General features: G+C 48.8%; 23 protein-coding genes. 11 read left to right on the top strand and 12 right to left on the bottom strand.

Annotated features, from left to right (window positions below):
* Window positions 1-23 precede the first annotated feature (23 nt).
* Both SHEWANA3_RS02455 and SHEWANA3_RS02450 read left to right on the top strand, forming a co-directional pair.
* Window positions 24-596 (top strand): hypothetical protein, encoded by a 573-nt coding sequence (locus SHEWANA3_RS02455; protein WP_041412525.1) that lies wholly within the window; start codon window positions 24-26, stop codon window positions 594-596.
* A gap of 655 nt (window positions 597-1,251) precedes the next feature.
* The gene (locus tag SHEWANA3_RS02450) at window positions 1,252-1,590 is read left to right on the top strand and encodes a DUF2314 domain-containing protein (protein WP_011715673.1); all 339 of its coding nucleotides are present in this window, start codon (window positions 1,252-1,254) and stop codon (window positions 1,588-1,590) included.
* A gap of 291 nt (window positions 1,591-1,881) precedes the next feature.
* On the opposite strand, the gene SHEWANA3_RS02445 is transcribed toward SHEWANA3_RS02450, so the two are convergent.
* From SHEWANA3_RS02445 to SHEWANA3_RS02430, 4 genes are read right to left on the bottom strand one after another with little or no spacing between them, the layout of a single operon-like run.
* Complete coding sequence (locus tag SHEWANA3_RS02445) at window positions 1,882-2,289, bottom strand: NUDIX domain-containing protein (protein ID WP_011715672.1); 408 nt, start codon at window positions 2,287-2,289, stop codon at window positions 1,882-1,884.
* Between the two features lie 30 nt (window positions 2,290-2,319).
* On the bottom strand, window positions 2,320-3,198 hold the full coding sequence (locus SHEWANA3_RS02440) for a neutral zinc metallopeptidase (protein ID WP_011715671.1): 879 nt from the start codon (window positions 3,196-3,198) through the stop codon (window positions 2,320-2,322).
* A gap of 47 nt (window positions 3,199-3,245) precedes the next feature.
* On the bottom strand, window positions 3,246-3,671 hold the full coding sequence (locus tag SHEWANA3_RS02435; protein WP_011715670.1) for a hypothetical protein: 426 nt from the start codon (window positions 3,669-3,671) through the stop codon (window positions 3,246-3,248).
* Between the two features lie 11 nt (window positions 3,672-3,682).
* Complete coding sequence (locus SHEWANA3_RS02430; protein WP_011715669.1) at window positions 3,683-3,916, bottom strand: hypothetical protein; 234 nt, start codon at window positions 3,914-3,916, stop codon at window positions 3,683-3,685.
* 193 nt (window positions 3,917-4,109) lie between these two features.
* Between SHEWANA3_RS02430 and SHEWANA3_RS02425 the strand changes: the two genes are divergently transcribed.
* The 5 genes from SHEWANA3_RS02425 (at window position 4,110) to SHEWANA3_RS02405 (ending at window position 10,061) form a co-directional block, all read left to right on the top strand.
* Window positions 4,110-5,603, top strand: coding sequence for a helicase HerA-like domain-containing protein (locus tag SHEWANA3_RS02425; RefSeq protein WP_011715668.1), 1,494 nt, complete (start codon window positions 4,110-4,112; stop codon window positions 5,601-5,603).
* A gap of 312 nt (window positions 5,604-5,915) precedes the next feature.
* Window positions 5,916-6,038, top strand: coding sequence for a hypothetical protein (locus tag SHEWANA3_RS23860; protein ID WP_039978852.1), 123 nt, complete (start codon window positions 5,916-5,918; stop codon window positions 6,036-6,038).
* Between the two features lie 493 nt (window positions 6,039-6,531).
* Complete coding sequence (locus SHEWANA3_RS02415; RefSeq protein ID WP_011627359.1) at window positions 6,532-7,488, top strand: TAXI family TRAP transporter solute-binding subunit; 957 nt, start codon at window positions 6,532-6,534, stop codon at window positions 7,486-7,488.
* 107 nt (window positions 7,489-7,595) lie between these two features.
* Window positions 7,596-9,629 carry a TRAP transporter permease gene (locus SHEWANA3_RS02410; RefSeq protein ID WP_011715666.1) on the top strand — a complete coding sequence of 678 codons (2,034 nt, stop codon included), beginning with the start codon at window positions 7,596-7,598 and terminating at the stop codon, window positions 9,627-9,629.
* A 33-nt stretch (window positions 9,630-9,662) separates the two neighbouring features.
* Window positions 9,663-10,061, top strand: coding sequence for a DUF1850 domain-containing protein (locus SHEWANA3_RS02405; protein WP_011715665.1), 399 nt, complete (start codon window positions 9,663-9,665; stop codon window positions 10,059-10,061).
* A gap of 49 nt (window positions 10,062-10,110) precedes the next feature.
* On the opposite strand, the gene SHEWANA3_RS02400 is transcribed toward SHEWANA3_RS02405, so the two are convergent.
* Both SHEWANA3_RS02400 and SHEWANA3_RS02395 read right to left on the bottom strand, forming a co-directional pair.
* Entirely contained in the window at window positions 10,111-11,097 is a 987-nt protein-coding gene (locus SHEWANA3_RS02400; protein WP_011715664.1) for a sensor domain-containing diguanylate cyclase, read from the bottom strand.
* Window positions 11,098-11,261: 164 nt separating this feature from the next.
* Window positions 11,262-11,597: an FKBP-type peptidyl-prolyl cis-trans isomerase gene (locus tag SHEWANA3_RS02395; RefSeq protein WP_011621259.1), complete on the bottom strand. Its 336-nt coding sequence runs from the start codon at window positions 11,595-11,597 to the stop codon at window positions 11,262-11,264.
* A 189-nt stretch (window positions 11,598-11,786) separates the two neighbouring features.
* Here SHEWANA3_RS02395 and trxC point away from each other — a divergent pair, with 189 nt between their 5' ends.
* A complete protein-coding gene (gene trxC, locus SHEWANA3_RS02390; protein WP_011715663.1) occupies window positions 11,787-12,209 on the top strand; it encodes a thioredoxin TrxC in 423 nt (140 codons plus the stop codon).
* Between the two features lie 63 nt (window positions 12,210-12,272).
* Here trxC and SHEWANA3_RS02385 read toward each other — a convergent pair whose 3' ends face one another.
* Window positions 12,273-13,673, bottom strand: a complete 1,401-nt coding sequence (locus tag SHEWANA3_RS02385) for a DASS family sodium-coupled anion symporter (protein WP_011715662.1) — start codon at window positions 13,671-13,673, stop codon at window positions 12,273-12,275.
* Between the two features lie 654 nt (window positions 13,674-14,327).
* Between SHEWANA3_RS02385 and SHEWANA3_RS02375 the strand changes: the two genes are divergently transcribed.
* Both SHEWANA3_RS02375 and SHEWANA3_RS02370 read left to right on the top strand, forming a co-directional pair.
* Window positions 14,328-15,371: a diguanylate cyclase gene (locus SHEWANA3_RS02375; RefSeq protein ID WP_011715661.1), complete on the top strand. Its 1,044-nt coding sequence runs from the start codon at window positions 14,328-14,330 to the stop codon at window positions 15,369-15,371.
* Window positions 15,372-15,590: 219 nt separating this feature from the next.
* On the top strand, window positions 15,591-16,763 hold the full coding sequence (locus tag SHEWANA3_RS02370; RefSeq protein WP_011715660.1) for an MFS transporter: 1,173 nt from the start codon (window positions 15,591-15,593) through the stop codon (window positions 16,761-16,763).
* A gap of 52 nt (window positions 16,764-16,815) precedes the next feature.
* Here the strand turns inward: SHEWANA3_RS02370 and SHEWANA3_RS02365 are convergent, their stop codons facing one another.
* Genes SHEWANA3_RS02365 through SHEWANA3_RS02355 form a run of 3 tightly spaced genes read right to left on the bottom strand, consistent with a single transcriptional unit; the run spans window position 16,816 to window position 18,990 of the window.
* The gene (locus SHEWANA3_RS02365; protein WP_011715659.1) at window positions 16,816-18,435 is read right to left on the bottom strand and encodes a PepSY-associated TM helix domain-containing protein; all 1,620 of its coding nucleotides are present in this window, start codon (window positions 18,433-18,435) and stop codon (window positions 16,816-16,818) included.
* Window positions 18,436-18,441: 6 nt separating this feature from the next.
* Window positions 18,442-18,732 (bottom strand): hypothetical protein, encoded by a 291-nt coding sequence (locus SHEWANA3_RS02360; protein WP_011715658.1) that lies wholly within the window; start codon window positions 18,730-18,732, stop codon window positions 18,442-18,444.
* Between the two features lie 3 nt (window positions 18,733-18,735).
* The gene (locus SHEWANA3_RS02355; RefSeq protein ID WP_011715657.1) at window positions 18,736-18,990 is read right to left on the bottom strand and encodes a hypothetical protein; all 255 of its coding nucleotides are present in this window, start codon (window positions 18,988-18,990) and stop codon (window positions 18,736-18,738) included.
* 346 nt (window positions 18,991-19,336) lie between these two features.
* Here SHEWANA3_RS02355 and SHEWANA3_RS02350 point away from each other — a divergent pair, with 346 nt between their 5' ends.
* Window positions 19,337-20,224, top strand: a complete 888-nt coding sequence (locus tag SHEWANA3_RS02350) for an SPFH domain-containing protein (protein WP_011715656.1) — start codon at window positions 19,337-19,339, stop codon at window positions 20,222-20,224.
* A 107-nt stretch (window positions 20,225-20,331) separates the two neighbouring features.
* Here SHEWANA3_RS02350 and SHEWANA3_RS02345 read toward each other — a convergent pair whose 3' ends face one another.
* Window positions 20,332-21,825 (bottom strand): permease, encoded by a 1,494-nt coding sequence (locus tag SHEWANA3_RS02345; protein WP_011715655.1) that lies wholly within the window; start codon window positions 21,823-21,825, stop codon window positions 20,332-20,334.
* 2 nt (window positions 21,826-21,827) lie between these two features.
* A complete protein-coding gene (zntR, locus tag SHEWANA3_RS02340; protein WP_011715654.1) occupies window positions 21,828-22,301 on the bottom strand; it encodes a Zn(2+)-responsive transcriptional regulator in 474 nt (157 codons plus the stop codon).
* Window positions 22,302-22,407: the final 106 nt, after the last annotated feature.

Genomic DNA, 22,407 nt, shown 5'->3' with positions numbered 1-22,407 from the left:
GAGCGTTAAATGGATATCATAAAATGCGTAAGCTTATATTTTCTTTAGTAATCCTATTCTCTTCCTGCGTGAAGGCTAATATTACTCCATGTGATGTTGATAGTTACCCAATAAAAGGCAAAAAAATGTTGCATCATGCGAACTCATTTTCGCGACCAGCCATTTATTACAAGCAAGGTAACACTCGAGTCATTATTTCTAAGGAAATGGCTATTGCCTTTGTAAAGAAAAATATGTCTGACAGTAAAGACTATTTAGCTAAAGCCAAAAGTCACATTATTCACTCATTAATGGAAATAAGTGGCGCCGAAATAATTGACCAGTCAAATTTACAAATTCCATTGAAGGCATTGGTCTCCGAAGAGTTAAATGTAGCAATCCATGTCATGGCTGGTTACCAAGGGCTTTTCGAAGGTGTGCTGTTTAATAATGAGGCCGCTGTAGAAGTAGATGGAAAGTTAATTCCTGAAACAACAGCAACTTATATGATTGGAGAAGATCCCCACCCAATTGATGAGTTTAAAGTGGTTCACAAGCTTAATGTTGTTTATAAAAATAGTTCTGTATTCAACAAGTGTTGGCTTGATGTAAAGTAGCCATTTTACAAGCCAAGTCAATGGGAAAATTTGAGGGTGAAACAAGACATCCACAATCCCTCAATGCATTAATTGACCAACAGACAACTCAACAATCAAAGGAATACGCCATCCCCTCGGAGTTGCCGCAGGGCAAATAGACAAATTGCGTGAGTCTCGCCATGGATGGCGAGCTAGCTTTCGCAGGTGCAGGGACGCATCCTTCGGAAGCGATAGCAAATTTGGCTATGAGCACAAGGGGCTTTCAACTCCGTTGGGGCGTCATGGAGCATCCAAGGAGGATAGGACGAGCAGTCCTCCTTGGTCGGGGGTGGGGTGAAGCCCCACGACTTTGATTTTGATTTAGGTTTTATTTTTATTAAAGAAATCAAACAGGATTAGGGCTGTCCCCCTCCAACAAGCAGAAACTGGAGATCCGCAACTCTTCAATGCTTTAAGTCCCCCAAAACAACCCAACAGTCAGTGGAATACACCATCCCTAGGAATTGCAGCATGGATAATTGAGTAATTGTGTAAGTCTTCCCATATATGGCAAGCTAGCTTTCGACTATAAAACTCAAACAATTTAGGGGACTGTGGCATATTTAGACTGGCATAAGAACCCTTACAAACTCGCACCGTGCGTTTGCTTTAAACGTTAGATTACTGAGGCACTATGGAAGACAAATTTGCCCGCATAGAAATTGATGGATGGGAACTCAATGATGGGGAGGCCATTCATCATCAGCATTCAGACACTTTCTGGATTCCTTCCTTTGAGGCTAGGAACAACCTTAAAACAGGACAATTGGTAAAGCTCATCTTCCAGATAGTTACTGAGAATGACGCTGGCGTGGAAGAGGTAAATGTAGAGCGTATGTGGGTTATCGTTAAAGGCCGCATCGATAACATTTATAGAGGGCAACTTGATAATGACCCATACTGCACGGAAGAAATACGATCTGGTATGGAAGTATGGTTTCAGCCAAAGCACGTAATAGATATTTACGAATAACAGTAATCTAACAATGCCCCCTTGCCGCTAATTTGATCATCTTTATCAAAAATTATTAAGATTGCTTTTGTTAAGTTCGGAGATATGGGAGTTTATCAAGACAGCCTTTGTTAAATTTTACAAGGTAGCGCGAATTAAACCATTTGATTTTATTACTAAAAAGCAAGTGACAGAGAAAGCCTAACTGAAAGGTTTTACATAGATGAAAATCTAGGCTTAAAAGGTGAATTGATTAAAAAAATAAGCACACAAACCTAAGCCGATTAGCAACCCAATCTTACTGACAAAGCCTTAAAACTTCCCACTTATCACAACACCGTTGAAATTAAGACAATCTCTAACTCTTTGCTGCTGAACCGCGCTAAGGGTGTCGATATCATGGAAGGCAAACTCTGAGTGTTCATGGCTTAAGCGAATCACCGCATCGGCAGATGCAAACTCACAACGAAAGATAAAGGCTTGGGATTGATAAGCACTGTGATAATACACGCCGCTCAGGTAGTGGACGTTCACCTCTAGCCCCAACTCCTCTTGGCATTCACGCAGCAGCGCTTCGTGAATTGTTTCGCCAGGCTCTAAGGCGCCGCCGGGTAAGCCCCAGGCGCAATTGCCGTAATTAGCCTTAAGGAGTAACACTTGGCCCGCATCGTTAATGATTACTGCATGGCTACTGAGCCGAAACCTATCTTCAAATGCCATGTCTCAATCCCACGCTAAGGCTGTGTATCACTAGTTGCGATTAAAGGTATTACAACTGGCAAGCTTGCCAGAGGCAAAACCCGTCTTAAACCATTTTACCCTGTCCGCCGAACTGCCATGGGTAAAGGCTTCGGGTTGCACAGCGCGCCCCGCCATTTTTTGCAGACGGTCATCCCCCACGGCACTTGCTGCGGCAATGCCTTCTTCTACGTCACCAGCTTCGAGCAGATTGAGCTGTCTGTCGACATAATGCCCCCACACGCCAGCATAACAGTCGGCTTGCAATTCGAGGGCAACACTCAGTTGATTGGCCTGCGCCTTGCCAGCGGCTTGCTGCGCCTGACGCACTTTAGTGCTGGTGCCGAGTAGGTTCTGCACATGGTGGCCCACCTCGTGGGCAATCACATAGGCAAAGGCGAAATCTCCCGGCGCCCCGAGTTTTTTCAGCTCCTCGAGAAAACTTAAGTCGATATAAACTTTGCTATCTGCGGGGCAATAAAAAGGCCCAGATTGCGCCTGCCCCATACCGCATCCCGTCGAGGTCATATTGCGATAAAGCACCAGTTTGGGCTCGACATATCGCCCTTGTAGCAATTGATTCCAGACAGTTTCGGTTGTGCCGAGGATCGCCGCCACAAACTGGGCATTTTCATCTTGAGCCGCGGTATTGCTGGCCGATTGTGACTGGCTAAACCCCGCTTGATTGCTCGGGTCTAGGGATAATCCGCCAGTAAAATATTGAAACGCAAAATATAGCCCGCCCAGTAGCAATATCACTCGGCCGATTTTGGTGCGAAGCAGAAAAGGCAGCAAGCGCAGCAGGAGCGCACTGGGCACACCCGCCGACGCCATCTGTTGGTCACGTCTGTCTTCGATATTGGAGCTACGGTCACTGTCACGCCAACGCATTGGATTTCCTAGGCTATGGGTATGGGAACTAGATTTCAGTGTAGCCGTTATTTAGGATCATTCTGCTCGGCGGGCGTCGCTTTTAACGAGCGTAAAAACAACCCGAGCCCACCAAAGGCCAACACTAAAATCACGATCAAATCGAAGGCCGACATGGCCCTAAAGTGAAACTGAATCGAGCTTATCACCCCGACAATTAAGGCGACTAATGAGCCTAAGGTAAGCAGCCAACCGAGCTTAGTCTTGGCATCAAAAAACACCATCACTATCCCGAGGATAAACGGCAGCATCACCATACCTGTGGTGATAGAAAATCCCTGCCCAAAGGCATTCATGCGGTAGAGACCATAGCCCAAGCCAAAACTGGAACTGACCTGTATCGCATTGAATAACAGATAAAATCCTGCACACATCATGGCAAGTCCAATAAAAAATTGGCCAATACCGCCCTGTGTTCCTCCCGCTCCCTTCATACCAATCCTTTCTATTGACGTTGTTGAATCGCTCTGTCGACAGCTTCTTTAAGCTGTTGGTCCTCTGCAGCCTTTTTAGCCTTTTCGTGGGCTGCCAACTGTTTATCCGCCTCGGTCACGCAGCGCTGTTTATCTAGCATAGGCTCGTAGGGGTCGACATCCGTCCGGGCAGAACAGGCTAACTCGGCGCAGGCAGAGGTCAACAGTGATGCGGACAAGACTAACATAATCAAAGGGGTTTTCATCTTCGGCTCCTCAACAAAATAGCTACACTTAACCAAGCTAACATTGGCAAGCTTTACTTGAGCTGTATCGATTATGTGCTCAACCATGTTGACACAGATCCACGAAAGGCAAACACTGAGTGATGTTTTTTTATCCACCCATGACCGACGCCCCATTGGTTCATCACGGGGCTAATTAAGACAAGGACTGCGCTTGAATACTCTACTCTTAGGTAAAGGTGAGCAACAGGTTCACTTAAATCTTAAATATGCCAACCGCCACGGACTGATCGCCGGCGCCACAGGGACGGGGAAAACCGTTTCGCTGATGACCCTTGCCGAAGGTTTCTCCCGCCAAGGTGTGCCAGTATTTATTACCGACATTAAAGGCGATATCTCTGGGCTTGGCGTTGCCGGCACACCAAACGACAAGCTATTGCAGCGGGCGGCCGAAATCGGCATTGAAGATTATCAAACCGAGGCAAATCCCGTGGTTTGCTGGGATCTCGCAGGAGAGCAAGGGCACCCATTACGCACAACCGTGAGTGAGATGGGGCCGACTTTACTCGGGCGTATTCTCGAACTCAATGACACCCAAAGCAGTATTCTAGATATCGTCTTTCAACTGGCTGATGACCAAGGTTTATTGTTACTCGATCTCGACGATCTTCGCGCCATGCTCAACTTAGTCGCCGATGAACGCAAAGAGGTCTCCGCCAAATACGGGCTTATCAGCGCCCAGTCCCTCGCCGCGATTCAACGTTCGGTCCTCGGCTTAGAGCGCGATGGTGGCAAAGATTTTTTCGGCGAGCCAGCCCTACAACTCGAAGACTTGATGCGCACTAACTTACAAGGGCGTGGCATTATCAACCTGTTAGCCGCCAATAAGTTAATCCTGACCCCTAGCCTCTACTCCAGCTTCTTGCTCTGGCTGCTATCAGAACTGTTTGAAAACCTGCCCGAAGTCGGCGATCTCGATAAACCCAAGTTAGTCTTCTTCATCGATGAGGCGCATTTATTGTTTGAAGGCTGCCCAGCAAGTTTGCTTAAACGCATAGAACAAATTATGCGGCTTATTCGCTCCAAGGGCGTTGGAGTGTATTTTTGCTCGCAATTCCCTGACGATATTCCCAATGAGATCTTAGGTCAGCTCGGTAATCGCATTCAGCATGCCCTTCGGGCGTATACCCCAAGGGATCAAAAAGCCGTTAAAACCGCGGCAGAGACCTTTGTGCCCAACCCTAAATTGGTGGTCAGTGAGGTGATATCACAACTCGCCGTGGGGGAAGCTTTAGTCTCGACACTCGCCGAGAAAGGCGTGCCCACTATGGTGGAACGCGCCCTAATTGCGCCGCCTCGCTGTCGTATGGGGCCCGCAAGCCCAGAGGAGTTAAGCGCCATTAGGGCCAAGAGTCCCATTGGTGGCAAGTACGATACCTTAATCAACCGAGAGTCCGCCTACGAGCGACTCAATCAGCGGCACGCCGAAGTGGCCAATGGCGCCAATAGCACCAAAACGGCGAGTACGCCCGCCGCCCAAGAGGCGGAGCAAGGCTGGTTTAGCGAACTGATCTTTGGCAATAAACGCCGCCAAGGGTTAGCCGAAACACTCTCTAAACAAGCGGCTCGAACCGTGGGTAATCAACTGGGCAAACAAATATTGCGCGGACTACTCGGCGGCATACTCGGCAAGTCGACCCGCAGGTAACGGCCTAGGCTAAAACCGTGCGCCAAACCGCATATTTTATATACACATTGGCACTACCATTAGCGTGAATTATTCTAAGTAGTGAGTGGATCTTAGTTAGGATTTAGGTGATAAGATTATTTTGCGAGTACCGCTCAGAGAGGCAAATAAATTCAAGTAATTTACCAATAGTTTTAAATAGTTGTGATTTAAAAATGGTGTAATTCGAGTTTAATCGTTTCGTTTTAATCAGGACATCATGGAACAGGTTTTACGCAAATGGCTTACATGATTAGCCTGATGAACAACCACTGAAAGTACATGGAGTTAGCTATGAGTAAAGAGCAAAAAAATCGCAAAGAGGCCAAGAAAAAGCCGTTAATGACGATGAAGGAAAAACGTGCCGCAAAACACGCCAAAAATGCGTCTAAAGGTCTCCTCGATAACGTTAAATAATATTGTGGCACTTTAGGGTGCGCCTCCAATATCGACAATTAAGGGTTAACTGCGGTTAGCCCTTTTTATTGGCTCGCTCTCGGTTATTGGTTATTAATCCCGCAAACAACACAGATTCAGTTATCAATAAGATGATGATTTAATTGGCCTAAGCCCTTAACTGAAAATGTCACCTAGACTAAAGCAACATGCACATCGCTTGAGTCTTTTGCTAAGGTTTTATTTACCTAGATCACCCTGAACCACAATCGCAGCTAAGTTACCGATTTATCAGCTTATTCCATTTTAGCCATCACAGCACCCGACGCTCGCTAGCCCTAGTGGAATATTGACGATAAGCCTCAAAAGTCACGCTTTAGACTGCATATAAACTCGTGTCAAAGCCTGTATTTTGAGCAGATTTGGGTATATAAGTAGTGATACTAAAGTAGCAATCAAACAGTCCGATTTACCTTACCCTATATAACACAATAAAAAATAAGGATATTTCAGCATGAAAATCAACAAACGCTTTATCGCCGTTGGCGCAGCATTAACACTCTCGCTCAGCGCTGCCTCAATGGCGGCCGCACCTGCCTTTATCAATATCTTAACTGGCGGCACCAGTGGCGTGTATTACCCCATTGGTGTGGCACTGTCGCAGCTCTATGGCTCAGGCATTGAAGGCGCTAAAACCTCAGTGCAAGCCACTAAAGCCTCGGTTGAAAACCTCAACTTGCTGCAAGCGGGTCGTGGTGAATTGGCCTTAGCCTTAGGCGACTCGGTCGCTGCAGCCTATCAAGGCGATGCCGATGCCGGCTTTAAAAAACCATTAGACAAAGTGCGCGTGCTCGCAGCCGCTTATCCTAACTACATTCAAATTGTGGCCAATAAAGAATCTGGCATCAAAACCTTAGCCGATTTGAAAGGTAAACGTATTTCTGTTGGTGCGCCTAAGTCGGGTACTGAACTCAACGCGCGCGCAATTTTTAAAGCCGCGGGATTAAGCTACGAAGACATGGGCAAAGTGGAATTTTTACCCTATGCCGAATCGGTCGAGCTGATTAAAAACCGTCAGTTAGACGCGACCCTACAATCCTCGGGCTTAGGTATGGCGGCGATCCGCGATTTAGCCGCGACTATGCCAATCAACTTTGTGGAAATTCCCGAAGATGTGATCGGCAAAATCAATAACCCAGCCTATCAACATGGGGTGATCCCAGCAGCCACCTACGAAGGCCAAACCGCCGATGTCTCTACGGTTGCGATTCAAAACCTCTTTGTGACTCAAGCGGGTGTGTCTGACGATTTAGCCTATCAAATGACTAAACTGATGTTTGAACATTTAGACCGCCTCGGCAACGCCCACTCAGCGGCGAAAGCCATTCAATTAGACAAGGCCACCAAAAACCTGCCTGCGCCACTGCACCCAGGTGCTGAGCGTTATTTCAAAGAAGTTGGCGCACTCTAAGGGTGTAACCTCAATCTGTGCGACCCATTTTTCACCTAAGCACTTGAGTGATAGCGTCACTCAAGTGCTGCGTCGCCCTCTGTAGTCTAATGCTGTGAGGCATAAATATGAGCGATTCCGAACAAGGACTAGGCGCTAAGACCAGTGACTGGCCCAAGGCACTGTTTTATACGGCGCTAGTTTTCTCCATTTTTCAAATCATTACCGCCGCCTTTCATCCCGTATCGACCCAAGTATTGCGGGCAACCCATGTGGGCTTTTTACTGTTAATCGTATTTTTAAGTTATCCGGCGGTGGGTAAGTCTCGCCCTTGGCAACCCTTAGGCTGGGTGCTTGGCCTTGCGGGCATGGCAACAGCCGCCTACCAATGGTTTTTTGAGGCCGACCTGATCCAGCGCTCCGGTGAACTCACCGATGCCGATATGGTGATAGGCGTAGTGTTGATTGTTTTAGTGTTTGAAGCCGCGCGGCGGGTGATGGGCTGGGCACTGCCAATTATCTGCTGTATTTTCTTGGCCTACGGCTTATTCGGCCAATATCTCCCCGGTGACTTAATGCACCGTGGCTACGGCGTTGACCAAATTATCAATCAGTTATCCTTCGGTACCGAAGGGCTCTACGGCACACCAACCTATGTGTCGGCCACCTATATCTTTCTGTTTATCTTGTTTGGCGCCTTTTTAGAGCAGGCGGGGATGATCCGTCTGTTTACCGATTTTGCGATGGGATTATTCGGCCATAAACTCGGCGGCCCGGCGAAAGTGGCCGTGGTTTCCTCGGCGATGATGGGCACAATCACAGGCTCAGGAGTAGCCAACGTGGTGACCACGGGGCAATTTACCATTCCCTTGATGAAACGCTTTGGCTACCGCCCCGCCTTTGCTGGCGGTGTAGAAGCCACCTCCAGTATGGGTAGCCAGATTATGCCACCCATCATGGGCGCGGTGGCCTTTATCATGGCCGAAACCATTAACGTGCCGTTTATTGAAATCGCCAAAGCGGCGTTAATCCCCGCATTATTGTATTTCAGCTCAGTGTTCTGGATGGTGCATCTGGAGGCAAAACGCGCCAATCTCTGCGGCTTACCCAAGGATCAATGTCCCGATCCCTGGGCGGCAGTGAAGGAGCGCTGGTATCTGCTGATCCCGCTGTTTATTTTGATTTACTTGCTGTTTTCGGGTCGTACGCCGCTGTTCTCTGGCATGGTCGGTTTAGCACTGACCTCGATAGTGATCTTAGGCTCTGCGATTGTGCTGCGCCTGCCTTCTAATGCCATGCGCTTCGCCTTTTGGATCGCCCTTGGGGTGTTGTGTGCTGGCTTCTTCCAGATGGGTATCGCCGTCGTCTTTGGGGTTATCGCCTTACTGGTTGCTGTCTGCTGGTTTATCAAAGGGGGCAAAGATACCCTGACCATCTGCCTACACGCCTTAGTCGATGGCGCTCGCCATGCGGTGCCTGTGGGGATAGCCTGCGCCCTGGTTGGGGTGATTATCGGTATCGTCTCGCTGACGGGCATTGCCTCAACCTTCGCCAGTTACATCCTCGCAGTGGGTCAAGATAACCTCTTCCTCTCGCTGGTGTTAACTATGCTGACTTGTATGGTGTTAGGTATGGGGATCCCGAGTATTCCTAACTACATCATTACCAGCTCGATTGCCGCACCTGCCCTGCTGGACTTAGGTGTACCGCTGATCGTCTCCCATATGTTTGTGTTTTACTTTGGGATTATGGCCGACCTCACGCCTCCCGTCGCCTTGGCCTGCTTTGCCGCAGCGCCAATAGCAAAAGAATCGGGGCTAAAGATCAGTCTATGGGCGATTCGCATCGCCATCGCAGGCTTTGTGATCCCCTTTATGGCGGTTTACGAACCAGCGCTTATGCTACAAAGTGATAGCTGGCTTGCCATCGGCTTTGTGATGTTAAAAGCCACCGTAGGCATAGGTATCTGGGGCGTGATCTTCACCGGTTTCTTACTGCAAAAACTCTATTGGTGGGAACGCGTTATCGGCTTCCTCGCAGGAGCCAGTTTAATCCTTGCGACACCGCTCAGTGATGAAATCGGTTTTGGACTGGCGCTACTCTTTATCGTGCAGCACAGCCTAAGAGTGCGCAAACTGAAACGTCTTGCGGAGCAGGGGTAAGGTTTTGAACTTATGCAAAGGTAAGGCAATAAGATGCTAGGTCTATGTTTAGGCCTAGCCGGCACACTGTGGGCACAAGTGCCTACAGAGCAGTTCACCCTAGCGTGGAACCACAGCATAGAAAAAATCCGCTGGGAAGAAGACTATCGAGTTACCTCACAAGGATTACGGCTCATAGAAGCCAGAGTCAAAGGTACGGGGGCGGGAATGGAAATCCCCGATAATGCAGTGTTTAGTAATGGCAGTTGGCATTATCAACCTAAGCTGCCCGTGCTGCCGAGATTACGCTTAGGGCGCACCCCCGAGGCGGGGGATTTTGAGCTGTGCTTCACTCAGGCTTCAGGAGAGACGCAATGCCAAGCCATGAGTCATTGGATTGGTCAGCCGAACAAACAAGATGCCGCCGTTGAGGTGTGGGGCTGTCAGCTGTGAATATCACTGTAGGAAGGAGGACGCGCAAGCACGGCGCGTCCGCCGCCCATTAGCGGTTAATACTGCTCTCATTCCGAGAGAAGCTGTAGCCGTTTTTCCCTTGGTGTTTAATACGATACATAGCCGCATCGGCGCGATCGCAGCTTTGAGTAAAACGATCGCCGTACTCAAAAATATCGATACCGATACTCAAGCTAATCGCCACTTCACAACCATCGAGCAAGAAACGCTGTCGATAAACATCCAGTAAGGATTGCGCGAGCATGCCTAGGGCTTCTATATCCGAAGATAGCAGGACAATCACAAACTCGTCCCCACCGAGCCGCGCGATCTTTGCCTGCGCCCCCGAATGCTCTACTAATGAATGCGCCACATGCACCAATAAGTTATCGCCAAATTTGTGGCCATGGTGATCATTTAAGGCTTTAAAACCATCAAGATCGATAAAGAATAACGCCCCGCGCTGGCCGGGTTGTAATAACTCATCGAAGGCCTTGGCGATGGCTTGGCGGTTCATTAAGTTGGTGAGTGGATCGCTATGGGCTAGTCGGGCTAAATCCAGCTCGTAGCGCTTTTCTTGAGTGATATCGATATGGCTGCCCATCATCCGCAGTGGCGTGCCATCAGGTAAACGCTCAACAATGCGGCCACGATCCGACACCCAAGTAATGCTGCCATCTTTGTGCAGCATACGGTGCACGACCTGATAATAATCGGCCTTGCCATTCACATGGTCTTCAAAGGCTTTGATTACCCAGTCTTTATCCTCTGGATGAAGTTTACTTTTCCAACTGTCGACATGGGCACGAAGCTCCTCGCGGCTAAAGCCGAGCAGTTCGCCCCACTTCACATTGAACAGGGTGAGATTGCCACTGGGAACATGCTGCTCCCACAAACACAAGCCATTGCCATCGAGGGCGGCAAAGAGTTTTTCTTCGGCGCGATTATTGAGCGCCGTTAACCGCGCATTTTCACGTTTAAGCTCGGCGATTTCGGCCTGAAGTTGCTTTATTTGTGCTGCAGAATCCGCTACCACGAAAAATCTCTGTCATTAAATTGGGGAATTTTCGTCCAGTGTAAAACAGTTCATGCCGAAGGGACATAGTCAAAAGGATAAAGCCAAAAGGACGTAGCAAAAGGGAGAGCAAGCAATTCAAGAGGAGTCAGCCAAATGCTGACCCCATCTTCAACCCGTTACGCTTAATCGCGGGTTAGCACTTCAAGCAATTCAATCTCAAAGGTGAGGTCTGAATTTGGCTTGATATGGGCACCAATTTGTCGCTCGCCATAGGCTAAATGCGCGGGAACGAATAACTTACGTTTACCGCCAACCTTCATGCCCATTAGTCCTTGATCCCAGCCTTTAATTACGCGGCCAGTACCGATCACGCATTGAAATGCCTGACCACGGTCATAGGAGGAATCGAACTGAGTGCCATCTTGCAAAAAACCGCGGTATTGAGTGGTGATCAACGCGCCTTTTACGGCCTCTTTTCCTTCGCCGATAACCAGATCGACAACTTCTAATTCAGTCATTTAATTAATCTCTTCGCCGTCACTTACATTCAAGTGATTCATCAAAGTGCCTATTCTAACATCGCCAGCCGAGCTTGTCGGTGCAGCTCATCCATTTTGTGGCGCAGGTTTAGATACGCCTTTACCTCCCTTTAAATTTGCCGCAGCGCCCCCATATCTACAGCATGCATTGAGCTAAGGAGCCATTCCATGATTATTGCCTGCCCCCACTGTGACACCTTAAACCGCGTGCCCCAAGAGCGGTTAACTGAGCAGCCGACCTGCGGCAAATGTAAACAAAATCTGTTTGCGGCGGCGCCCATTGAGCTCACGAGCGCCAATTTTATCAATCATGCTCACAAGTCAGAGTTGCCACTCGTTGTCGATTTTTGGGCGAGCTGGTGCGGCCCCTGCAAAAGCTTTGCGCCCACCTTTTCGGCGGCGGCAAAAGCATGGGAACCACAATTTCGCTTTGGCAAGATTAATACCGAGGAGCAACAGGCACTGGCGGCACAATTTGGGATCCGCTCTATCCCTACGCTGATGATTTTCAAACAGGGGCATGTTATCGCCCAGCAAGCGGGCGCCTTACCCAAGCCGGCACTCGACCAATGGCTGCATAGTTATTGTTAAAGTCTTTCGCCCATAAAAATACCCAGCTTTGCTGGGTATTTTATTTGAATGGTTCAGAGGCGTTTACACTTCCCAGAAGGTGTGGGCAATAATGCCCAGTACTATCATGCTGAGGAAGTTAATTATCATGCCCACTCGCACCATTTCCGACTGCTTGATATGGCCAGAGCCATAAACAATGGCATTAGGCGGCGTCGCCACTGGCAACATAAAGGCGCAGGAAGCCGCAATACCAATCAGCACGGATAGCATCACAGGCGATACCCCTAATGCTTCGGCAATCGCCGCAAATACTGGCACTAACAGCGCCGCGCTCGCGGTATTACTGGCAAACTCGGTCAGCATCACCACGAAAGCGATCACCGCAAACACGAACAGCGACATATGGGTGCTGCCAAAAATATCCGTCATCCAGTGTGCGAGGAACACGCTGGTACCAGTGCTTTTGAGCACAGCACTTAAGGTCAAACCGCCACCGAAGAGGATCAACACGCCCCAATCTGTAGTCGATTCAATCTTCTTCCAACCCACCAGTCCTAAACCCGCCAGCAGCACGACCGCACCGAGTGCAACAACGGTATCAAATTGCGTAATTCCGCCGAGCGCTTTGGCCAGTGGCACACTGAAAATCCAGCAACAAACGGTTGCGAGGAAGATAACTAAGGTCAGTTTGCCTTGGAAGGTCAGTTTTTGATCTTCAACCGCCAACTCGCACTTAGCCGATAAATCCGGCTTAAAGTACCAATAAAGCGCCAGCAGCATCATAGGCAACATCAAGATCACGGTTGGGATCCCAAACTTCAGCCAATCGCTAAAGCTCAGCCCCACCTGTGCCGCCGCAATCGCGTTTGGCGGGCTGCCGACTAAGGTACCAATGCCGCCGATGTTCGCGGAATAGGCAATCCCCAATAACAGGAACACATAAGTGCTGTGGTACAGCTTACGATCCAGCTGCTGCAAAATCCCCAGCGCGAGTGGCAACATCATCGCCGTGGTGGCAGTGTTACTGATCCACATAGACAACAGCGCCGTTACCCCAAATAGCATTAAACAGGCAATGCTGAGTTTACCTTTGGAGGCCAGCAGGAGTTTTTGCGCGATCAAAGTATCGATCTTTTGATGGTGCAGCGCCGCCGCAAGTACAAAGCCACCGAAAAACAAATAGATAATCGGATTGGCAAAGTTACTCATGGCTTCTTTGGTTTCAAACACCCCAAAGAATACCGCCAAAATAGGCACTAAAATCGCCGTGATACTGATGTGAATCGCTTCGGTTAACCACAAGATGGCGGCGAACACTAAGATAGCCAAACCCGTATTGACCCCTTGGTCAAAGGGTAAACCGTAATATAGCGCGAATAGCAGAAAAATATCCGCGACTAAGATCAGCATTTTTTTCTTTTCAAGCCCGACATTCGCGGACGAATGATTGGGGGGAACAGACTTTGATTGCTCTAAGGACATGGTGACAACCTTCATACCATTATTTTTTTAGGCAAATTTAGGGCATAGGTCACACTAGTCAAAGCAGTTTATTTTGTTGTTTTGCTACCCAGCAACCACAAATACTGCTGACAAAAGGCGCACAAACGCCATTTTCGAGATAAAAATCACCTGTTTTTGATCTGAACTTATGTACATAATTTTCAAACGAATAAAATTTGAGCAAAAGACAGATAAAGCTGTAACTGAATAAATGTTTAAAACTGTGACCCATGTCAAACTTCAGTTTTACATCAAGTGATAAAGGCTGAATTTAATCTTAATAACAGTAGTTAAAACCACAATATCAGCCGCAATAACGAAGTTACAGATAAACATATCGACAAACCATTAACAGCATCACCCTCGATTTAATTACATTCAAACAACATGCATCGTTTGTCGTGCATTTGTTCGGGTCGCCACCAATTACTTTGCAACAAAACTATGGTGAGTAAATCACCCATAGCGATATTCAACTCAGGCTCGCACACAGCGCATAACAACTGGCCAAGATTTAACCAACTCTCAACAAAGATTGCAGAGGTTGCCAACTCCACTTATATTTCAGCTAGAACCTCAATTGGGTATTTAAAATATCGCTTTAGATAGCCAAAGGCTTTAAGGGGCATAAGTATGGAAAGAAGATTCAACCCTTTAGACTTATCTGATAACGCTCAAGGACATCAGATCTGCCTTCCTGTCGAGTTTGTGCAAGCGCTCGCAGTGGCGAATTCACTTCAAGAAGTACTCGATACCGTTTCCCAATGGCTCTACCAACTGTTTGATGCTGAAAGGGCCAGCATTACCTTGAGGGACGACGCCGACTTTCTCAAAATCTATTCCATCCGGGGTAACAAAGCGATCCCGCTCGATTTCAGGGTACCTATCGCCAATACCCTTGTGGGTCGCGCCTTCACGGAAAAGACGGTACTCATCTGCGATGAATTAGATAAATCCACCGAACTGGACTGCATCATGCTGGCGCAACACGGCATGCAAACCTGTATGGATGCACCGCTGCTTTATGGCGATGTCTGCCTAGGCACGCTCAATGTCGCCCATAAGAAATCATCTTATTACAGTGAGTTACATGCCATAGAGTTGCAATGCTTAGCCAATTGGATTGGGCTTAATATTAGCCTGCGACTACAACTGAAAGAACTCGAATACCTTGCCTCAACGGATCATTTAACAGGCGCGGCAAATCGACGGGTGTTTACCCAAAAAATTCGCCAAGCCATGACTGAGTTCCATGAAAATGGCCAGTCGTTTTTCTTTGGCTTGATGGATATTGACCATTTTAAGATGTTGAATGACCAATTTGGTCATAGTGCAGGCGACTATGTGTTGCAGCGTATCGTCGCCATTTCCGAAACTATGATGACCAGTCCGGGGAAATTCTTTCGCATTGGTGGTGAGGAGTTTGCGATTATCTTCCCCGAGCAAAGCGAGTATGAGCCCTTGCGGTTTTTTAACGATATCAGGGAAGCGATCGCCCTTGCCGCGATGGATTACGATGGCATACCAATCAGTGTTAGCGTGAGCATTGGGTTTACCGCAATGCACATTCATGACAACACCCCAGAATCCTTGCTGAGGCGCTCGGATAAGGCGCTCTACCAAGCCAAACTCGCTGGCAGAAATCGCGTGCTCATGTTTAACAGTGCGCAGGCATAAGGGTAAATAACAGGGACGTTATAAATCCTTTGCAGAAAAAATGCACAATAAAACTGCAAGTTGGCAACATTTAAAACTCATTATCTCTATGAATAATAAACACAAATATTATTCACCATCTCAGTCAATCTAACTCACTTTACCCTGCACCACATTCGGCCTAAAGTCGCGCCCGTAATCTCGCCTTCTGTTTATTTTTTACCTGTTTTGGTACCGCCAGTGGAAAATATCGCGTTAACGCCATCGACTCAAAAGCCTGGGCTGTTTGTGCCTGTAGCAGGCTTAAGCCTATTTGCCCTCGCCTCGGGCTATTTGATGAGTTTGATCCCACTCTCCCTCAGTTATTTTGAGCTCAGTCTCGATCTCGCACCATGGCTGGCGAGTATTTTCTACCTAGGCTTATTACTGGGCGCACCTTGTATCGCCCCCATAGTGGCGCGCATCGGCCACAGTAAAGCCTTTATTCTGTTTTTGAATGTCTTATTGTGCAGCGTTGTGGTGATGGTTTTGCTACCACAGAGCAGCGTTTGGTTAGCCGCCCGTTTGATCGCAGGCCTCGCCGTGGCGGGGATTTTTGTGGTTGTCGAGTCTTGGTTGCTAATGGCCGATACCCAAAAACAGCGGGCCAAACGCTTAGGACTTTATATGACCGCCCTCTACGGTGGTACGGCAATTGGACAACTCGCGGTCGATTATTTAGGTACCACGGGCAACCTCCCCTATTTAGTGGTGATAGGTTTACTGGCCGCCGCCAGTTTGCCCGCGTTATTAGTTAAGCGTGGTCAGCCGCAATCGAGCGAGCAACACTCGATTGCTCTGTCAGATCTTAAAAACCTGAGTAAACCCGCCGTGGTCGGTTGTTTAGTCTCGGGATTATTACTCGGCCCCATCTACGGCCTATTGCCTGTGTATGTGTCGCAGGACATGGGATTTGCCCAGCAGACGGGGCAATTTATGGCGTTAATCATTATGGGCGGCATGATAGTTCAGCCCTTAGTGAGCTATTTATCTCCACGCTTCCAGAAGAGTGCCTTAATGGCCGCCTTCTGCTTAATTGGCGCTGCGGCACTCTTCTTACTGACGCAAAAATCCCTTGTTGGACTCTGGCTAGGCTTTGTGTTGCTGGGCGCCTGCGCCTTTGCCCTCTACCCTATCGCCATCAGTCTGGCCTGCGATCATCTGCCCAGCAGTCAAATTGTGTCTGCAACCCAGATTATGTTGCTCAGTTATTCCGTCGGTTCGGTTATCGGCCCGGTTGCCGCCAGTCGCTTTAATCATATCGAACATGGCTTGCTACTCTACTTAGCCGCAAGCTTTGTGCTGACCTTTGGTTATCTTGGCGCGCACTTACTGCTACGGAGCAAACCCCGCTTACCGACGGCAAAAGCTTAGTGCTGGTTGGCCGAGTGAATAAAAATGGGCGCCGATAAGGGCGCCCATTTTGTTAGGAAGTTTGTTGCCTTAACTCAGCTACAGGCTCAACGCTGGGAATGGCCCAGACACTGTCCTGCGGGCCATTGAACACGCGCTGACGCGTGAGTCGATATCCATAATAGAACACACAGCTAAAGCCGAACGCCACCAGATCGACTCCAAGCGTTGCCACCGAATGGGGCGCCCATACCCCTAAACTTGGCACTAACACCCCAATTACAGAGGTAATAGGCATGGCCAAAGTCGCCAAGGCGCACAGGGGTAAAATCAGCAGCGCCGCCCTAGCCGCGCCGCGCCAGAAGGCATAAGCCACTAAAGCAGCAAACACCAGATAATACAGCCACAGGTAGAGATGATTAATATTACTCACATGCGCGTAAAACCATTTGCCCAGCAGCATGCTCACCGCCAGAGCGGCAACCGAACCCAAGCAAATCCCCACGGTGGCGCTCGCCATTAACCGACTGGCACGGGTCTGATCACTCGCCTGTTTTTTACGTCGCTTTTCCAGCCACAGCAAATTACCGCTATAAAATAAGAAGGCGCCGCTCAAGCCTAAAAAGAAATATACCCAACGCCCGAGGTCGCCCCCATAACTGCCAAAGTGCAGCCCAAAGAATACCGCGACCGATCTGGCCCAAATACCATTTTCACTCGCATCAATCGTGCTATTCGACACTTTAAGACTATAAGGGTGCATGTATAAGTAGTCGGTGACTGGCCCACGCATAAAACCATCAGGGTTATATAAGCCTAAACGCAAGGTCGCACGGGGATTATTCAAGTTCATAAAGGTCATTTCATGCACTTGATACTCGGGCGCCAACTCCTGCACCTTTGCTAGAACGGTTGTGATCTTAGGTAAATCGGCAAGTGTGTAAGGCGTTCTGTCGGGCGCTGGCTGGGCAAATAATGGTTTTTCACCATAAACCATATGCTTAAGCCCATCATAAAGCTGATCATGGAAGGCAAACACTATCACGCTCAGACTGATCACTAGATGGAATGGTAGACTGGTAATACCGACTAAGTTATGGGCATCGAGCCAGAAACGGCTCTCACCCTTATCTTTACGCAGGGCAAAAAAGCTCTTGGTTAAGGTGGGCAATAAAAAGATCACCCCTGAAACGAGTGCCAAGAAGTATAAGAAGGCGGCAACACCCAGCACATAGACACCCGCCTGATCGTGGCCGACCTCACCAGCAATCCCCGCAGTGCGGTGTAATTGGTCAATCAACTCAGCCAACTCGCTTGGCGTGCTGAGTTGGGTGACTAATTGTCCCTGCTCGTCGAGGCTAGCATGCCAAAGCTGATTACTCATGCTGAGTTCACGCTCCGAGCCCTGCTGATACCAGGTCATAGGCGACTGATGCTCATCATTCAAATGCAAACTAAAGCCGTTTTTCGCCTTATCGTCCTGCGCTAACACCTGCGACACTAACTCATCGAGCCTGTCGCTTGAGACTTGCGGCAAAGTCACAGAAGGCGGCATTGACCAAGCGTCAATCGCCCCCTTAAACATAGTGAGCGAGCCAGCATAAAAGCCGATAAACAATACGATTCCGGCGATGATCCCTGTCCAAATATGGATAGACTGATACACCCGTAACACATCACTGCGAACTTTCATCCCTTATCACCTAAAGGTATATAACACTATATAAGTCAAAATGTTAAACAGGCCCAAATAGCCGATGGCCCTGAGTCCAGTTTTAAACAAATAGCTAAAACTTAAGATCAGTAACCAAATGGGCGTAATCAACCACATATTGAACTGCACCTTAGTGTCGGCATCGATTCCGCCCGGGCCAAACCAAGCAAATAATCCCACTAGGCCCAAGGCTAAGGTGAAGCCTAAAATCAACCCTGCCAGTGACTTAGTCCACCAGTCTGGCTGTAATTTGTCATGCTCAGCTAAACGCGCCATGGCTTATTTCCGCCCGATAAGTGAGATAAAAGGCACTAGCCCAATCAACAACATCAACAGGGCTAACCAAATAAAAATCGCGGCGCTAAGGGTAAAAAGGCTGAGCCAGCCAATAAGGCTAGCGACAGCCATGCCATAGGCGAGTAAACGCCAAGGCCGCTTAGGAAGGGAGCTTGCCAAGAGTTTTTGCTGCTTGTTGGTCAAATAAAATAACAAGCAGGCTACAAGCGTCGACAACAAAAAGACGAGTTGCAACACGGGATCGTATCCTCTCACCACAAAGTGTTAGCGTATTAGCTGTCATGTTTCTTGGTCACACCCTGCGACCAGTGCCAAATAACACAATGAAAGCCATAGAAAAACTGACTAAATTTGCGGGACTCTAGCTTTGATGAGAACAGTTCGCAATAAGATTTACACTGTAAGTATGGAGAATAGGATCAGAGTCACGTGACAACGACTTTGCTTAGGGATGATTGCTATGCATTAACCATTAAGTTACATTTTGCGGCAAAATGTAATCTAAATGATTAAAAAACAAACCGTATTCTACCCCGATAAATATAAATTCCACCTATCGCAACACATCAGCAAAGGAAGCTACATGATTAAAAATGAACTCAATCTGCCGAGCTCCATCGGCCTCTCTAAAATCATCCCTGTGGTGATTTTATTGATCCTGTTTATCTCATTATTTGGTAGTTGGTATACGGTCGACCAAGGTGAACGCGGGGTGATCCTGCGTAACGGTAAGATCATCGGCACCGCCGAGCCAGGACTGGGCTTTAAACTGCCGCTGTTTGATACAGTCGTAAAAATCTCAACCCAAACCCACACCACCAGCTACAGCTCATTGCAGGCCTATAGCCGCGATCAGCAACCCGCGACCCTTAATGCATCGGTGACCTTCAACGTGCCGCCGGATCGCGTCGAAGAAGTCTATGCCAATTTTAAGAGTATCGATGCCATGGTGGCACGACTACTCGACCGCCAAGTACCGACGCAAGTCGAAAACATTTTTGGTAAATACACTGCAATTTCGGTCGTGCAGGAGCGGATTAAATTCGGTATCGATGTCACCAGCGCCATCACCAACTCGGTCAAAGGCCCCATCGAAATCACTTCAGTACAGATTGAAAATATCGACTTCTCTAACGCCTATGAAAAGTCCGTAGAAGACAGAATGCGCGCCGAGGTTGAGGTACAGACTCAACTGCAAAACCTAGAGAAAGAAAGAGTTAGCGCCCAAATCGCCGTGACTCAAGCTCAGGCGGAAGCCGACTCGCAGCTTGCCCGCGCTAAGGCTGAGGCCGAAAGTATTAGGATTAAAGGGGATGCAGAAGCCTCTGCCATTAAGAGCCGCGCCGAGGCACTGGCACAAAACCAAAACCTAGTCGAACTGACCAAGGCCGAGAAATGGGACGGCAAGCTGCCAACCACAGTCCTCCCCACGGGCACCCTGCCCTTTATCGATGCTAAAAAGTCGAACTAATAAACGACTAAGCATCGCTAGTAAGCTATTTGCCACTAGCGATGCGTATTAGGCTTTACCATAAAAAATCCCCAGTCATTGCTGGGGATTTTTATTTAGCGTCAGCGCTATGAACAGCAGTCACTGCGACGCAGCCAACTACGAGGGATTTTCTCGAACACCACTTTCGCCATCAGCAAGGCGAGCACTATGCCAGAGGCAGCGACTAACCACTCGGGCAACATTTGGTGCTGCTCACCAATCTGTGGCATCACCTCAAAACCAAAGTTGGCCACTAGATAATTCACTAAGGCTCCAGCAACTAAGGCAACACCTAACACACCGCCAAGATAACCGTAGAGCGCACGCTTACCCAGCTCCTTAGTCACTACGCCTAAGGTGGCAATATTGGTCGCAGGGCCTGCCATCATAAACACCAGCACGGCACCGGGGGACACGCCTGCGAGCAACAAGCCCGCCGCAATCGGCGTCGAAGCCGTGGCGCAGATATACATAGGTACAGACACTAGCACCATCACCAGCATGGCCAATAATCCATCGCCCCACTTAGCTAAAAAGTCAGCAGGAACATAGGTTTGTACTAATGCCGCGAAGAATAAGCCCACCAGCAACCAGAGGGTCGTATCACGCACCAGATCCGTCGCCGCATATTTAAGCCCAAGTCCGATACGCGCAATCACAGATTCTGACTTAAGCTCAGTCGCCATATCCTGCGTAGACGCACAGCAGCTCTCGCCTTCTGCTTGATGGCTATCAGTCGCCTTCGAACTAGTGCCACAACAGGCGCCTTTCTTCACCACCACGATTTTTTCGGGCGCAGCGGTTTGAGTGCCACAGCATGAACCTGCGCTTTCCACCTTAACAGGATTAGCCTTAGCTCCATCACCCTTAGCGACATTAACCATACCGACTGTTGGGCCACCAGTTGCCATTAAGCTTGGCGCCGCCATAGGTGTCATTTTGATTTTGGGCTCAGTTGCTGGTGCTTTCGCATCATCACTGCTGCAGCAGGAAGACTTAACTGGCGTAATTGCAGGCGCCTTAGTCGATGCGCAGCAGCTTTTTACCGCTTCGGCTTTTACCACTGTCTCCGCCGACGAAGATTTTGAAGCACAGCATGAAGCAACAGGAGCAGCGCTAGCTAATGCCTTACCTGACTGGGCCTTGTCTAACTGGGCCTCGGCCTTAGCCGCTGGCTTGCCATCGTCATCATCACGCCCGACTAAAAGACCCGCGACAATAGCGCTAGTGATCGCCGCAATCGGCCGCACTATCGCCATAAACGGGCCGAGTAAGACATAGGAAACGGTCACAGAGTCGACCCCAGTCTCAGGTGTCGAGACTAAAAAGGAAGTGGTTGCCGCTTTCGACGCGCCTGAGCGGCGCAGCCCAACGGCGGCAGGGATCACACCGCAGGAACACAGAGGTAAAGGCGCGCCCAATAACGCCGCCTTAACCACGGTTTTAAAGCCATGTCCGCCGAGCTGCTTTTGCATCCACGCCATAGGCACAAACACTTTGAGTAAGCCCGCCAGAATCAAGCCGAGCAATAGCCAAGGGGCGGAATCTAAAAACAGATCGATAAAATTCTTCAATAACATAATTAATTCCCTGACTTATCTAGGGTTGTGGTGCAATCTGTAGCGCCATGGTCATGCTCAACGCGTACTTGTTCGGTACTCGACTCTAGCGCTTCTAAAATCGAGCAATGTTCGGCGCTACGCGGCCCGCCGCAGCAGGCATCCGACAGACTCTGTAAACTGGTTTGAAAATGCAATAACTCGGCAATTTTGGCTTGCACCTGCGCCAGCTTGAGATCGACCATGCCCTTAACATCGGCACAGGCCCAGTTGGATTTGTCGAGGTCGATAGACAACAACTCACTGATTTCACTTAAGGTAAAACCCACCGCCTTCGCCCGCAGAATAAAACGCAGCCGCGCCGCGTCGGCATCGGTATAGACCCGATAGCCAGAGTCGGTACGGCTCGAAGGCGAAAGCAGGCCGTGTTTCTCATAGAATCTGAGGGTGTCGGCCTTAACCTCGCATAAATCGGCTAACTCACCAATTCGGTACATAGTTAATCCTTTGCAGTTTTACTCGAATCATCTCAAGCAACACTGACAATCAATATGATGAAGCGAGTATAAACCTTAGAGCCTACTCCAAGGTCAAGGGCTATTT

The sequence above is a fragment of the Shewanella sp. ANA-3 genome (assembly GCF_000203935.1).
Taxonomy (GTDB): Bacteria; Pseudomonadota; Gammaproteobacteria; order Enterobacterales; family Shewanellaceae; genus Shewanella.
Note: the sequence above shows the minus strand (reverse complement) of the source record. Positions and strands in the feature narration are given on the sequence as shown.

Bases quoted from the DNA above. Each gene is read 5' to 3' on its own strand.
- SHEWANA3_RS02450 (WP_011715673.1), top strand. From the start codon at position 1,252: ATGGAAGACAAATTTGCCCGCATAGAAATTGATGGATGGGAACTCAAT.
- SHEWANA3_RS02440 (WP_011715671.1), bottom strand. From the start codon at position 3,198: ATGCGTTGGCGTGACAGTGACCGTAGCTCCAATATCGAAGACAGACGT.
- SHEWANA3_RS23860 (WP_039978852.1), top strand. From the start codon at position 5,916: ATGAGTAAAGAGCAAAAAAATCGCAAAGAGGCCAAGAAAAAGCCGTTA.
- SHEWANA3_RS02350 (WP_011715656.1), top strand. From the start codon at position 19,337: ATGATTAAAAATGAACTCAATCTGCCGAGCTCCATCGGCCTCTCTAAA.
- SHEWANA3_RS02405 (WP_011715665.1), top strand. From the start codon at position 9,663: ATGCTAGGTCTATGTTTAGGCCTAGCCGGCACACTGTGGGCACAAGTG.
- SHEWANA3_RS02430 (WP_011715669.1), bottom strand. From the start codon at position 3,916: ATGAAAACCCCTTTGATTATGTTAGTCTTGTCCGCATCACTGTTGACC.
- SHEWANA3_RS02410 (WP_011715666.1), top strand. From the start codon at position 7,596: ATGAGCGATTCCGAACAAGGACTAGGCGCTAAGACCAGTGACTGGCCC.
- SHEWANA3_RS02360 (WP_011715658.1), bottom strand. From the start codon at position 18,732: ATGGCGCGTTTAGCTGAGCATGACAAATTACAGCCAGACTGGTGGACT.
- SHEWANA3_RS02415 (WP_011627359.1), top strand. From the start codon at position 6,532: ATGAAAATCAACAAACGCTTTATCGCCGTTGGCGCAGCATTAACACTC.
- SHEWANA3_RS02365 (WP_011715659.1), bottom strand. From the start codon at position 18,435: ATGAAAGTTCGCAGTGATGTGTTACGGGTGTATCAGTCTATCCATATT.
- SHEWANA3_RS02345 (WP_011715655.1), bottom strand. From the start codon at position 21,825: ATGTTATTGAAGAATTTTATCGATCTGTTTTTAGATTCCGCCCCTTGG.
- SHEWANA3_RS02445 (WP_011715672.1), bottom strand. From the start codon at position 2,289: ATGGCATTTGAAGATAGGTTTCGGCTCAGTAGCCATGCAGTAATCATT.
- SHEWANA3_RS02395 (WP_011621259.1), bottom strand. From the start codon at position 11,597: ATGACTGAATTAGAAGTTGTCGATCTGGTTATCGGCGAAGGAAAAGAG.
- SHEWANA3_RS02385 (WP_011715662.1), bottom strand. From the start codon at position 13,673: ATGTCCTTAGAGCAATCAAAGTCTGTTCCCCCCAATCATTCGTCCGCG.
- trxC (WP_011715663.1), top strand. From the start codon at position 11,787: ATGATTATTGCCTGCCCCCACTGTGACACCTTAAACCGCGTGCCCCAA.
- SHEWANA3_RS02375 (WP_011715661.1), top strand. From the start codon at position 14,328: ATGGAAAGAAGATTCAACCCTTTAGACTTATCTGATAACGCTCAAGGA.
- SHEWANA3_RS02455 (WP_041412525.1), top strand. From the start codon at position 24: ATGCGTAAGCTTATATTTTCTTTAGTAATCCTATTCTCTTCCTGCGTG.
- SHEWANA3_RS02435 (WP_011715670.1), bottom strand. From the start codon at position 3,671: ATGAAGGGAGCGGGAGGAACACAGGGCGGTATTGGCCAATTTTTTATT.
- zntR (WP_011715654.1), bottom strand. From the start codon at position 22,301: ATGTACCGAATTGGTGAGTTAGCCGATTTATGCGAGGTTAAGGCCGAC.